Raw genomic sequence first — 12,702 nt, 5'->3', positions numbered from 1 at the left:
AAAATCGTTAAATTTCAGGTTGCTGAAATACATTCAACATCGGCCCATCTTTTCAAGGCTCGTTAACCACTCGGCCCTGGTGATCAGCGATGCGACATTGTTTCGATCGACCGAAGCTCGGAGAAGGGTGGTTCCTGCCCGTTGCAGCCCTTTGATCAGCCCGTTGCGCAACAGCCTGGCAAGTGCCGAAAAGCTGGTGACAGGATGAAACGCTTCGGTTAATGCGGGGCCGGTTGCGGCGGACCGTCGGCTGCAGCTCTCGCAATGATCGTCACAGCAGGTAAACGGCATGGCGGATTCGCCTGATATCATCGGCTCGCTCGCGGATTTGTCGGGCGCCTACTCGGCCATCCTGTGCGATGTCTGGGGCGTGATCCACAATGGCGAATGGCATTTTCCGGCGGCTGCCGAAGCGCTTGCCGCCGCGCGTGCGAAGGTCCCGGTCGTCCTGATCACCAACTCGCCGCGCCGCAATGCCGATGTGGTGGCGCAGATGAATGCGATCGGCGTTCCCGCCGTCGCCTACGACCGCGTCGTGACCTCAGGCGATGTGACCCGCGACCTTATCGCCGAAGGCCCACGAAAAATCTTCCATATCGGCGCCGACCGCGATTTCACCCTCTATGACGGTCTGGACGTCGAGCTCGTCGAGGAGTTCGAGGCCTCCGGCGCGGTCTGCACCGGGCTGTTCGACGACGAGGTGGAAACGCCTGAGGATTACGCCGATCTGCTGCGCCGGCTGCGCGCCAGGAACCTGCCTTTCATCTGCGCCAATCCCGACATCGTGGTCGAACGCGGCGAGCGCATGATCTGGTGCGCCGGCGCCTTGGCGCGCGACTATGCCCAGCTTGGCGGCCGCACGCTGATCGCCGGAAAACCTTATGCGCCGGTCTATGACGTAGCGCTGCGGGAGGTCGCCGTGCTTCTCGGCCGAGACGTCGCGCGCACCGAGGTGCTGGCCATCGGCGACGGCATGATGACCGACGTCAAGGGCGCCGCCGACAACGGCATCGACGTGCTTTACGTCTCGGGCGGCATTCACGCGCGCGACTATGGCGATCCCATGCAGCCGGACCCCGCCAGGCTTGCAGCCTTTCTGCAAAAGCACGGCTACCGGCCGGTCGCCGTCATTCCGAGACTGCGGTAGGGTTGCTGCATGAGCGCAGCTTTCGAACACATTTCAGCAACCGCGCCGCTGCCGCCGCATTTGCGCGGCGGCGTGGTGGCGATCGGCAATTTCGACGGCGTCCATCGCGGCCACCAGGCGGTGCTCGATCGCGCGCTTGCCGAAGCCGGGCGGCGCGGCGTGCCGGCGCTAGTGCTGACCTTCGACCCGCATCCGCGCAAGGTGTTCAGGCCCGATATGCCGCTGTTCGTATTGACGCCGCCGCCGATGAAGGCGCGGCTGCTGTCGCATCTGGGCTTTGCCGCACTCGTCGAACAGCCGTTCACGCGCGCCTTTGCCGGCCTGTCGGCCGAGGCTTTCGTGACCGATGTGCTGGAGACGAACCTCGGCATCACCCATGCCGTCACCGGCTTCGATTTTCACTTCGGCAAGGACCGGCAGGGCGGTCCTGCGTTTCTGATGGCGGCAGGCGAGCGCCATGGTTTCGGCGTCACCCTGGTCGACGCCTTTCGCGACGAGGGCGCCGAGGTGGTGTCGTCGAGTCGTATCCGCGCGCTGCTCTGCGAGGGCGAGGTGGCCGAAGCCGCCGGCCTGCTCGGCTATCGCTTCACTGTCGAAAGCGAAGTCATCGGTGGCCAGCAACTCGGCCGCACGCTCGGCTTCCCGACAGCCAACATGAGGCTTTCTCCGGAAGCGACTCTCAAGGAAGGGATTTATGCCGTCCGCTTCCGCCGCGCCGATGGCACGCTTTATGACGGTGTGGCCAGCTTCGGCCGCCGTCCGACCGTCGACGACAATGGCGCGCCGCTGCTCGAAACCTTCGTCTTCGACTTTGCCGGCGATCTCTATGGTGAGATCTGCGACGTATCGTTCTTCGGCTTTATGCGCCCCGAGGTGAAGTTCGATGGGCTCGATGCGCTGGTGGCACAAATGAAGCGCGACGAGGCGGAGGCGCGCGCGCTGCTGGCCGGCGTCAGGCCGCTTTCGCAGTTGGACAGCGCGATCGCTTTTTGAGCTTCCGGCCGCTCACTTCTTCAACGCCAGTCCAACGGCGATGAAGGTCCAGCCCTGGAAGATCAGGTCGATGGCCAGGAACAGGCCGAGCACCCACAGACTGTTGACTGGCCAGCCCATGGCGATGGTCAGGCCCGCCAGCACGCTGATCAGGCCCGCCGCGACGACCCAGCCCCAGCCATTCTCCGGCCGGTGGCTGTAGCCGACCCAGGCCCTGAGCGCGCCTGAAGCGACCAGCGCAACCGCCAGCAGGAAAGTCAGCACCGTCGATGCCAGCAGCGGATTATCGAAGGCAAAGAAGCCGGCAATCGCATAGAGCAGGCCGCTGAGCAGCCAATAGAAGAAGCGGCTCCAGCTTTTCACGCCGAAGGCGTGCACGATCTCGATGATGCCGGCCATCAGCATCAGCCATCCCACGACATAGACCGAGGCGACGGTGGCGATGAACAGATTGCCGAAGGCAATGCCGCCGAAGATGAGCAGCAGCACGCCGAGCGCGACGAACCACCCCCATTTGTCCCGTGTCCGGCCGATCGCATCTTTCAGGGTATCACCGTGCAACGTCATGGCTGCATCTCCTCGAAATCGCCTGGCACCTTGCCGGGAGGTTAGCCCCGGCTGTAGCGGACGTCCAGCCGATGGCGACGGCTAGCAAACAAACAAAGCGTCGGTGGCTTGAGGTTCGCGCGTACGTGTCAATTTATGGCAGCCCACCCAGTCACAAGGACGAGGACAAGCGTGACGATCGCTCCAGAGACGTAGACGATCGTTCTGACACTGCCACCCTTGGCGGCATTGCCGCCGCGTAGGTAAACCCCCAGGTGAAGCAGGCGTATCGCCACATGAACCCAGACAATGGTCGCCAACGTGGCCGACCCAACGCCAACCATCATGGCCAGCACCGCCGGGACGACAAAAGGCGCCAGCGCCTCGACCGAGTTCATATGCACGCGGTCGATCCTGTAGAGGAGATTGGCGTCGTCGGCCGGGATCACCGGACCGGAAAGCGCTCCGGCAAATCCCTTGGACGAACCCGAGTAAACCGCCAGCGCGACTGACAAAAGACAGAGGATCAGTACACCGAGGATGCTTAGCCAATAGGGTTCCATAATTGTGCTCTTCAGGTCACCTTGCTGGCAAAAAGATCTTGGAATCGCCTGAGATACAGCGGCCAGCCTCGATCACCGTCAATCCCAAAGCGCACGCCTTCCCAGCCTTCGCCATGACGTTCGAGATTGCGATGCTCGATCTCGACGCGGGTCCGGCTATTCGTCTCCGCCGTAAACCGGACTTCCCACTCGCTGGTCCTGTCCGGATTGGTCTCGATCTGCCATTGAGGGCTGATATCCCAACTCAGAAGCAGTCGGTTCGGCGGCTCGTAGGCCAGCACCCGTGCCCAGCGGCACTCGCTGCCATCCACACCGCGGTCGTAGACGTGACCGCCAACGCGGGGTTCGAAGATCGTCTCCGCGATCGGCACCGCAAGCAGGTTATGCTCTTTGGGTTTGAAACTGCCGAAGTGCTCGGTGAAGACCTTGAAGGCATGTGCGATCGGAGCCTCGACAAGGATGGAGTGCCTCACGGGCGGTTGATGTGTGCTCATTCCTGCTCCTTCAAGGGCTGTTCGACGACCACTTTGTAAGCCGCCAAGGTCTTGCTCCAGAACCGGTCGAGTTCGGCGCGCAGGCTGGCCAAGCCTTCCGGATCGACCCGGTAGATGCGTTGCTTGCCTAGCCGTGTGTTGGCCACGAGGCCGGCGTCCTTGAGCACCTTCAGGTGCTGCGAGACCGCCGGCCGGGTGACAGGAAGCGCACGAGCCAATTCCCCGACCGAACAGGGTTGTTCGACCAGCAGTTCGAAGATCGTGCGCCTGGTCGGGTCGCCAAGCGCTGTCCATCTGTTCATGTTAGCCTGCACTAACGCGAGTTTAGGCAACCTCGCTATTTCTGTCAACTCGCCACAGGCCCGGCGGCGCCCTGTTCAAACGGGCCACAGCATAAAAAACAGGGTCGCAGTTGCCGCCACTCTACAGATTTTAAGTCAAATTTTACCGAACCGGCGCCATGGCGTTGGCTGCCGGGTGTTTCTCCGTTGGTTTCGCGTATGTGGTGATGATGCGTATTGTCTGGTCGATTCCACTTTTTCTCGCCTCGGCGCTGCTCACTGTGTCCACCGCCAATGCGGGCGAGGGCACCTTCGGCGGGCTGTCCGGAGACTGGTACCTGACGCTTGGCGCCACCGGCATGGTCGCGCCGAAATTCGAGGGCTCCAACAGCTATCTGCTCAGCGCATCGCCAATCATCTCGCTGGGCAAGGCCGGCCCGGCCGCGCGCTTTACCTCGCGCAACGACAACATCTCGCTGGCGCTGGTCGACGATGGCGGCGTTCGCGCCGGCCTGACCGGAAAATTCCTGTTTTCCCGCGACAGCAAGGATGAGCTCAAGGGCCTCGACCCGGTGCGCTGGGGCGGTGAGGTCGGCGGCTTCTTCGAAATCTATCCGACGGACTGGCTGCGCGCCCGCGCCGAACTGCGCCATGGCATTCGTGCCCATGATGGCTTTGTCGCCGACATCGCCGCCGATGCTTTCTACGACGTGACGCCGACTGTCAGAATTTCGGGCGGACCACGCGTGTCCTTTGCCTCGTCGGGCTATTTCGACTCTTATTATGGTGTCAACGCCAAGGAGGCTGCGGCCTCGGGCCTGAGCGAATACCATCCTGGCGGCGGCCTGAAATCGACCGGCCTTGGTGGCGCCATCACCTGGAAGGTGACCGATCCGATGACCGCCAGCCTGTTCGGCGAATATGCGCGCCTGATGGGCCCGGCCGCCGATTCCAGCCTGGTCAAGGAGCGCGGCGACCGTAACCAGTTCACGGTCGGCGTCTCGACCACCTATCGCTTCGACTTCGCGATGTAAGTGAATCGAACAAGAGACGCTTTATTCCTGCGGCTTTCTCGGCTAAAAGCCCGGCAATGACGAGCTTTTCACGCCTTCGCGCGCTGACGATACGAATTACAGGCCCGGTGTTCCGGGCGGCCTGAGCGCCGCCGGAGCCGCCGGGAGTTTTGCGCGCCCCCTCGCGCTTTTCCAATCATGATAGTTCACGCCCGAGCTTTTACGCCCGCCGGGCAATGCATATGGCAGACCAATGACCGACACTGTTGAAACGATCGACTATTCCAAGACGCTTTATCTGCCGCAGACGGATTTCCCGATGCGCGCTGGCTTGCCGGAAAAGGAACCGCTGCTGGTCAAGCGCTGGCAGGACATGGATCTCTACCGCAAGCTGCGCGAAGAGGCCGCAGGCCGCGAGAAATACGTGCTGCATGACGGCCCGCCTTACGCCAACGGCAACATCCATATCGGCCACGCGCTGAACAAGATCCTCAAGGACGTCATCACCCGCTCGTTCCAGATGCGCGGCTATGACTCCAATTACGTGCCCGGCTGGGACTGCCACGGCCTGCCGATCGAATGGAAGATCGAGGAACAGTACCGCGCCAAGGGCAAGAACAAGGACGAGGTGCCGGTCAACGAGTTCCGCAAGGAATGCCGCGACTTCGCCGCGAACTGGATCACGGTGCAGGGCGGCGAGTTCCAGCGGCTCGGCGTCGTTGGCGACTTCAAGAACCCCTATACGACAATGGCTTTCCACTCGGAGTCGCGCATCGCTGGGGAGTTGTTGAAGTTCGCCATGTCCGGCCAGCTCTATCGCGGCTCCAAGCCGGTGATGTGGAGCGTGGTCGAACGCACGGCATTGGCCGAGGCGGAAATCGAGTACCACGACTACGAATCCGATACGATCTGGGTGAAGTTTCCGATCGACGGAGCGCTGAAGTATTTTCCCGAGAAAGAGTATTTAAATCGTGATTTTGCCGATGCTGAGGCAGCGGCAAAATACGCAGAAACTGCATCACAGACCTCAAATCCAAAATTTGCTGAGCATGTGTATGTTGTCATTTGGACAACCACGCCCTGGACGATCCCTGGAAACCGAGCAATCGCGTATTCTGACCGTATTCAGTATGGACTCTATGAGGTAACTAGCGCTCAGAATCAGTTCGGGCCCCAAGTTGGTGAAAAGTTCGTTCTCGCCAAGAAATTGCTTGAGGATTGCAGTCAGAAAGCAAAACTTGAAGTGCGGCTGGTTGGTCACGTAGCAGCTGGAGACCTCGCGGAAATCCACTGCTTCCATCCCTTCAAAGGTCTCGGCGGCGGCTACGAATTCGCCGTGCCGATGCTGGCCGGCGATCATGTCACCGACGACGCCGGCACCGGCTTCGTCCACACCGCGCCCGGCCATGGCCGCGAGGACTTTGATGCCTGGATGGATGCGGCATCGGATTTGCGCGCACGTGGCATCGACCCTGCCATCCCCTTCACTGTAGATGATGCCGGCTTCTTCACCAGGGACGCGCCGGGTTTTGGCCCGGATCGCGAAGGTGGCGCCGCGCGTGTCATCGACGATAACGGCAAGAAGGGCAATGCCAATCAGGCGGTCATCGACGAACTGATCAAGCGCAACGCGCTGTTCGCGCGCGGCCGGCTGAAGCATTCCTACCCGCATTCCTGGCGGTCGAAGAAGCCGATCATCTTCCGCAACACGCCGCAATGGTTCGTCTATATGGACAAGGACCTCGGCGACGGCACGACGTTGCGCAGCCGTGCGCTGAAGGCGATCGACGACACACGCTTCGTGCCGGCGGCCGGCCAGAACCGTATCCGCGCCATGATCGAGGAACGCCCGGATTGGGTCTTGTCACGCCAGCGCGCCTGGGGCGTGCCGATCGCCGTCTTTGCCGATGAGGATGGCAACGTGCTGAAGGACGAAGCCGTCAACCAGCGCATCATGGATGCTTTCGAACAGGAAGGCGCCGACGCCTGGTTCGCTGCCGGCGCCAAGGAGCGTTTCCTCGGCAATCACGATGCCTCCAAATGGAAGCAGGTGATGGACATCCTTGACGTCTGGTTCGATTCGGGCTCGACGCATGTCTTCACGCTGGAAGACCGTCCGGACCTGAAATGGCCGGCCGACGTCTATCTCGAAGGCTCCGACCAGCATCGCGGCTGGTTCCACTCCTCGCTGCTCGAAAGCTGCGGCACCAGGGGCAGGGCACCTTACGACACCGTCGTCACCCATGGCTTCACCATGGATGAGGAGGGGCGAAAGATGTCGAAATCGCTCGGCAACACCGTCGTGCCGCAAGACGTCATCAAGCAGTCCGGCGCCGACATTCTGCGGTTATGGGTGGTGACGACGGATTATTGGGAAGACCAGCGTCTCGGCAAGAACGTGCTGCAGACCAACATCGACGCCTACCGCAAGCTCCGCAACACCATCCGCTGGATGCTGGGCACGCTCGCCCATGACGATGGCGAGGAGGTGCCGCTCGAAAAGATGCCGGAACTGGAGCGGCTGATGCTGCATCGGCTGGCCGAGCTCGATGAGGTCGTGCGCTCGGGCTACGACGCGTTCGAGTTCAAACGCATCACCCGCACTTTGCTCGACTTCATGGTGGTCGAGCTGTCGGCCTTCTATTTCGACATCAGGAAGGACGCGCTCTATTGCGAGGGACCCGCCAGCGTGAAGCGCAAGGCCTCGGTGCAAGTGGTGCGCCACCTCTTCGACTGCCTGGTGAAATGGCTGGCGCCGATGCTGCCCTTCACCACGGAAGAAGCCTGGCTCGACCGTCATCCGGATGCTGTCTCGCTGCATCTCGACCAGTTCCCCGAGATTCCGGCCGACTGGAAGAACGAGGCACTGGCTGAGAAATGGCGCAAGGTGCGGCAGGTTCGCCGCGTCGTCACCGGCGCGCTCGAGATCGCACGCGCTCAGAAGGTCATCGGTGCCTCGCTGGAAGCCGTGCCGGTCGTGACCCTCGACGATGCCGCGCTTGAAGCCGCGATCGCCGATGTCGACATGGCCGAAATGGCGATCACCAGCGATCTCGTCATCGCCCACGGCAAGGCGCCGGAAGGCGCCTTTGCGCTCGACGATGTCAAAGGTGTCGCGGTGGTGGTCGAAAAGGCCGAGGACCGCGGCTTGGTCAAATGCGCGCGTTCGTGGCGCTATACCGCCGATGTCGGGCAGGACGTGGAATTCCCCGACGTGTCTGCCCGCGATGCCGCCGTGCTGCATGAACTCAAGGCTCTGGGACGTTTGTGAGTGCTCAAAGCCGGTGCACAAATGCCACGGCGGGCGGGTGAAAAGCGCCCGCGCGTTGCCCTTAACGAGTGGTTGAGATAAACACGCGAAACTCCGGAAGACAAATTGTCGCCGGAATTCCGTCGCAAGAGCGTGGACGATGGGACCGGGCCTTCGGCCGGTGACGATCGAGAGGCTGTCTAGAGTGGGACTTTTTGGCATGACCAAGAGAACTTATGCGCGCGTTGCGCTGCTGGCGCCGCTTGTCGCGTCCGGCCTCGCTCTGTCCGGTTGCATGGGTTCGCCTACCTACGGCACCGACAAGACGGCTGGCGAGCAGCTTGCCGGAGACCTTTCCGGCGCCTTCGCGATCACGCCCAAGCACAAGGAACAGATCGACTATAGGCCGCGTCCGGAGCTGGTAAAGCCGGCGCCGGGGCAGAAGGAAGTGCTGCCGCCGCCTCAGGAAAGCATCGAGACGGCGAGCACCGATTGGCCCGAATCGCCCGAGCAGCGCCGCGCCCGCCTGCGTGCCGACGCCACTGCCCACCAGGACGACCCGTCCTATCAATCGGGGATCGTCGATGACGTGCAGACCGATCCGGCTTCCGTGAAGAAGGCGCTGGCGGATTCGGGTTCCAGCCACCCGCCGGCCTGGTCGCCGAAGGATTCAGACAAGGGCCGCGCCGCCGAGATCCAGCGCCGCACCGCAGAGCAAAAGCAGGGCGACCCCAACACTCGCAGATATCTGAGCGAGCCGCCTCTGGCCTATCGAGCTGCCTCCGACACGGCGCCGCAGGGCGAACTCGGCGAGGATGAATACAAGAAGGAACGCCGCCTCAAGAAGGAAGCGGCCGCCAAGGGCAAGAGCGGCGGGCTCTTCGACTGGCTGCCCTCCTGGTAGGAACCGTCGCCTTCGGTAGCTGAAGGCTCTACGTTTCGCGTCTTTCCCGAAAGAATTCCCTGAGCAGCAGCGCCGCGTCGGCCTCGGCCATGCCCGGATAGATGTCGGGCTTATGGTGGCAAGTCGGCGAGGCGAAGAAGCGCACGCCGTTGACCACCGCGCCGCCCTTCTCGTCGGCCGCGCCGAAATAGAGCCGGCGCAGCCTGGCGAAGGAAATGGCGCCTGCGCACATGGCGCAGGGTTCCAGCGTCACATAGAGGTCGTGGCCGGTCAGCCGCTCGCTGGAGAGCGTTTGGCAGGCCGCGCGGATGGCCAGCATTTCGGCATGCGCCGTCGGATCGGCAAGTTCGCGGGTGCGGTTACCGGCGGATGCCACCACCGTGTCGCCGCTGGCGATGACGGCGCCAACCGGAACTTCTCCGCGCAAGGCGGCGGCTTGCGCCTCTTTCAGCGCCAGCGCCATGAAATCCGGCCGCTTCACGCGGTTTCCATTCCGATTATCTCCTCGCCACTTGGCGGTGATCCTGTTATGGAGCGCGTCAACCCGAATATCGGAACAGATTTTCGGAAATGATCATGCGCCAAATCAAAGTGCTATAGCGTCCTTTGCGCGTCCGAAAGGATGCGCCACGCTGTAGCAGCGCAACAAGGCAAAGGCCACATGGACGACAACGACAAGAAATCTCCGCGCCACAAAGGCCCGGGCAAAAGCGGCCCTGGAGCCGCGGGGCCGCGCCGCGATGGCGCCGCCGGCAAAAGCGGCAAACCCTCCTTCGGGGCCAAGAAACCCTATTCACCGCGAGGCGCCCGGCCCGCAGCGGCTGAGGGCGAGCGGCCCAAGCGCGATTTCAAAAGTGGCGACCGGCCATTCAGCAAAGGTCCGCGTTCCGAAGGCAAGCCCTTCGAAAAGCGCGAGGGACCGCGCAAGCCATATGCACCACGCGGTGACCGGCCGATGGCAGCCGAAGGCGAGCGCAAGCCGTATGAAAAGCGCGAAGGGCCGCGCAAACCCTATGCGCCGCGTGGGGATCGCCCTATGGCGGCCGACGGTGAACGCAAGCCGTATGAAAAGCGCGAGGGGCCGCGCAAGCCTTATGCACCGCGCGGCGATCGGCCGGTTGCGGCCGATGGCGAGCGGCCAAAGCGCGATTTCAAGGGCGGCGATCGGCCATTCAGCAAGGGGCCGCGTCCCGAAGGCAAGCCTTTCGAAAAGCGTGAAGGGCCGCGCAAGCCCTACGCACCGCGTGGCGATCGGCCTGCTTCCGCCGAGGGCGAAAAGCGTTTTGACCGGCCAAAGCGCGATTTTGGCGATCGCCCGCAGCGCGACGCCGGAGATCGTCCCAAGCGTGACTTCAGCGATCGCCCCAAGCGCGATTTCGGTGGTGACCGGCCGCAAGCATCTGGCGGCGCCTTCAAGCCGCGCCCCCGTCCGGCAGATGCGGAAGAAGCCGGCGAGCGTATCGCCAAGCGGTTGGCCCGCGCCGGCCTGGCGTCGCGCCGCGACGCCGAAGACCTGATCGCGGCGGGCCGTGTCAAGGTCAACAACCGGGCTTTGACCTCGCCGGCCTTCAACGTCATGCCGGGCGACATCATCCATCTCGACGGCATGGAGATCCCGCCGATCGAGCGCACCCGCCTGTTCCTGTTTCACAAGCCGGCCGGCGTCGTTACCACCAACCGCGACCCCGAGGGCCGCAAGACCGTGTTCGACGTGCTGCCGGCCGAATTGCCGCGGCTGATGACCATCGGCCGCCTCGACATCAACACCGAAGGCCTGCTGCTGCTCACCAATGATGGCGGTCTGTCGCGCGTGCTCGAACTGCCTGCCACTGGCTGGCTGCGCCGTTACCGCGTGCGCGTTCATGGCAAGGTCGAGGAAAGCATGCTCGCAGGCCTGCGTGAAGGCATTGCCGTCGACGGCGTCTTCTACGGCGCCATCGAAGCGACGCTCGACCGTGAGCAAGGCACCAACGCCTGGCTGACGATCGGCCTGCGAGAAGGCAAGAACCGCGAAGTGAAGAACATCCTTGGATCGCTCGGCCTCGACGTGACGCGGCTGATCCGTATCTCCTACGGACCGTTCCAGCTCGACGATCTAGCCGAAGGCCATGTGCTGGAGATCAAGGGCCGCGTCTTGCGCGACCAGCTCGGCGAGCGACTGGTCGAGGAATCCGGCGCCAATTTCGACGCCGAGATCATCAAGCCGTTTTCCAACCAGCCGGTGCGGCGAGAGCGTGACGTGGAGCCGGAACGGCCGAAAGTCACCCGCGAGGGTGACCATCGGCCGATCGGCGAGGGCGGTCTGATCAAGAACCGCAAGCGCCGCGAAGGCAGCCGCGACGAAGCGCTCGGCAAGCTGTCGACCAGTCCCGAAAGGGGCGCGAGGCCTGAAAAGAGCTTTGGCGAACGCGGCCCGAGACCTGAGCGCAGCGAGTTTTCGGACAAGCCGCGCAGCGAGTTTCGCGAAAAGCCGCGCGGCGATTTTGGCGACAAGCCCCGTGGAGGCTTCGGCGACAAGCCGCGCCGCGCCTTTGGTGACAAACCGCGCGGCGGCAAGAAGCCCGAGCGCGAGCAGCGGCCGATCGATCCGCCGGGCCAGCGCAAGGCTAATGTCTGGATGGCGCCGGGCGCGCGTCCGATCGGCAAGGGCAGGGCGGAAGCCGATGCCGCCAAGGCGGCCGAGGCCAAGGCGCGCAAGGCGTCGTTCAAGCCGTCCTATGGCAAGCCGTCCTATGGCAAGCCGGCCTATGGCAAGCCGGGCGGAGCCAAGCCGTTCGGCAAGCCGGGTGGCGAGCGTCCGGATGGCGGTCGGGGCGGCGAGCGGCCACGCAACGGTCCCAAGGGCCCGAGGACCAGATGATGCCGGGACTTAAATGAGATCCGGCCTTAAATGAGACCCGGGCATAAATGAGAATAGTCGGCGGCCAATTTCGCGGGCGTGCGCTGGCGACGCCGCGCGACCATGCCATCCGCCCGACGACCGACCGCGCCCGCGAGGCCGTCTTCAACGTGTTGGCGCACCGCTTTGCCGACAAGCTCGACGGCGCGCGTGTGCTCGACCTTTTCGCCGGCACCGGCGCTCTCGGCCTCGAAGCGCTGTCGCGCGGCGCTTCCTATGGCGTCTTTATCGAAGAATCGGCCGAAGGGCGCGGCCTGATCCGCACCAATGTCGAAGCTTTTGGCCTTACCGGCCGCACCAAGATCTTCCGCCGCGACGCGACCGCCCTGGGTGAGGCCGGTACGCTTGCGGCATTCGGCCTGGTCTTCGCCGATCCGCCCTATGGCAAGGGCCTTGGCGAGCGCGCCCTGCGCTCGGCCAGGGATGGCGGATGGTTGCTGCCCGGCGCGCTCTGCGTGGTCGAGGAAGCCGCCTCGGCGCCCTTCGAGATTGGGCCGGAATTCTCGGTGGTTGATGAACGAAACTACGGCGAGACGGTGATCCGGTTCGTCGAGCTTGCGTAAGGGTGGGGCGACCGGCGCCTTCAAAATGACGCACAATTCACTTTGCCTC

General features: G+C 63.3%; 12 protein-coding genes. 7 read left to right on the top strand and 5 right to left on the bottom strand.

Annotation, left to right across the window (positions count from 1 at the left end; genetic code table 11):
• The first annotated feature begins 289 nt into the window (after nucleotides 1–289).
• Both ACYG9Y_RS15090 and ACYG9Y_RS15085 read left to right on the top strand, forming a co-directional pair.
• Nucleotides 290–1,147 (top strand): TIGR01459 family HAD-type hydrolase, encoded by an 858-nt coding sequence (locus tag ACYG9Y_RS15090; protein ID WP_023739212.1) that lies wholly within the window; start codon nucleotides 290–292, stop codon nucleotides 1,145–1,147.
• Between the two features lie 9 nt (nucleotides 1,148–1,156).
• Nucleotides 1,157–2,140: a bifunctional riboflavin kinase/FAD synthetase gene (locus ACYG9Y_RS15085; RefSeq protein ID WP_023739213.1), complete on the top strand. Its 984-nt coding sequence runs from the start codon at nucleotides 1,157–1,159 to the stop codon at nucleotides 2,138–2,140.
• A 12-nt stretch (nucleotides 2,141–2,152) separates the two neighbouring features.
• Here ACYG9Y_RS15085 and ACYG9Y_RS15080 read toward each other — a convergent pair whose 3' ends face one another.
• The 4 genes from ACYG9Y_RS15080 to ACYG9Y_RS15065 all read right to left on the bottom strand — a co-directional run bounded on the left by ACYG9Y_RS15080 (nucleotide 2,153) and on the right by ACYG9Y_RS15065 (nucleotide 4,045).
• Nucleotides 2,153–2,707, bottom strand: a complete 555-nt coding sequence (locus ACYG9Y_RS15080) for an HdeD family acid-resistance protein (RefSeq protein WP_023739214.1) — start codon at nucleotides 2,705–2,707, stop codon at nucleotides 2,153–2,155.
• Nucleotides 2,708–2,835: 128 nt separating this feature from the next.
• The gene (locus tag ACYG9Y_RS15075; RefSeq protein WP_023671536.1) at nucleotides 2,836–3,249 is read right to left on the bottom strand and encodes an MAPEG family protein; all 414 of its coding nucleotides are present in this window, start codon (nucleotides 3,247–3,249) and stop codon (nucleotides 2,836–2,838) included.
• A gap of 11 nt (nucleotides 3,250–3,260) precedes the next feature.
• A complete protein-coding gene (locus ACYG9Y_RS15070) occupies nucleotides 3,261–3,743 on the bottom strand; it encodes an SRPBCC family protein (protein ID WP_023739215.1) in 483 nt (160 codons plus the stop codon).
• A complete protein-coding gene (locus ACYG9Y_RS15065) occupies nucleotides 3,740–4,045 on the bottom strand; it encodes an ArsR/SmtB family transcription factor (protein ID WP_023671538.1) in 306 nt (101 codons plus the stop codon). The genes ACYG9Y_RS15070 and ACYG9Y_RS15065 overlap by 4 nt, the downstream gene beginning before the upstream one ends.
• A gap of 209 nt (nucleotides 4,046–4,254) precedes the next feature.
• Between ACYG9Y_RS15065 and ACYG9Y_RS15060 the strand changes: the two genes are divergently transcribed.
• From ACYG9Y_RS15060 to ACYG9Y_RS15050, 3 genes are all read left to right on the top strand, one after another.
• The gene (locus ACYG9Y_RS15060; protein WP_023739217.1) at nucleotides 4,255–5,058 is read left to right on the top strand and encodes a MipA/OmpV family protein; all 804 of its coding nucleotides are present in this window, start codon (nucleotides 4,255–4,257) and stop codon (nucleotides 5,056–5,058) included.
• A gap of 232 nt (nucleotides 5,059–5,290) precedes the next feature.
• Nucleotides 5,291–8,308 (top strand): isoleucine--tRNA ligase, encoded by a 3,018-nt coding sequence (gene ileS, locus ACYG9Y_RS15055; RefSeq protein ID WP_023739218.1) that lies wholly within the window; start codon nucleotides 5,291–5,293, stop codon nucleotides 8,306–8,308.
• Between the two features lie 199 nt (nucleotides 8,309–8,507).
• Nucleotides 8,508–9,191 (top strand): hypothetical protein, encoded by a 684-nt coding sequence (locus ACYG9Y_RS15050; RefSeq protein ID WP_023671541.1) that lies wholly within the window; start codon nucleotides 8,508–8,510, stop codon nucleotides 9,189–9,191.
• A 28-nt stretch (nucleotides 9,192–9,219) separates the two neighbouring features.
• Here the strand turns inward: ACYG9Y_RS15050 and ACYG9Y_RS15045 are convergent, their stop codons facing one another.
• The gene (locus ACYG9Y_RS15045) at nucleotides 9,220–9,672 is read right to left on the bottom strand and encodes a nucleoside deaminase (protein ID WP_023682972.1); all 453 of its coding nucleotides are present in this window, start codon (nucleotides 9,670–9,672) and stop codon (nucleotides 9,220–9,222) included.
• A gap of 180 nt (nucleotides 9,673–9,852) precedes the next feature.
• Between ACYG9Y_RS15045 and ACYG9Y_RS15040 the strand changes: the two genes are divergently transcribed.
• Nucleotides 9,853–12,051, top strand: a complete 2,199-nt coding sequence (locus ACYG9Y_RS15040) for a pseudouridine synthase (RefSeq protein WP_023739219.1) — start codon at nucleotides 9,853–9,855, stop codon at nucleotides 12,049–12,051.
• 47 nt (nucleotides 12,052–12,098) lie between these two features.
• The gene (gene rsmD, locus ACYG9Y_RS15035; RefSeq protein ID WP_023739220.1) at nucleotides 12,099–12,653 is read left to right on the top strand and encodes a 16S rRNA (guanine(966)-N(2))-methyltransferase RsmD; all 555 of its coding nucleotides are present in this window, start codon (nucleotides 12,099–12,101) and stop codon (nucleotides 12,651–12,653) included.
• Nucleotides 12,654–12,702 lie beyond the last annotated feature (49 nt).

It is taken from the genome of Mesorhizobium sp. W050 (assembly GCF_054719535.1).
Note: the sequence above shows the minus strand (reverse complement) of the source record. Positions and strands in the feature narration are given on the sequence as shown.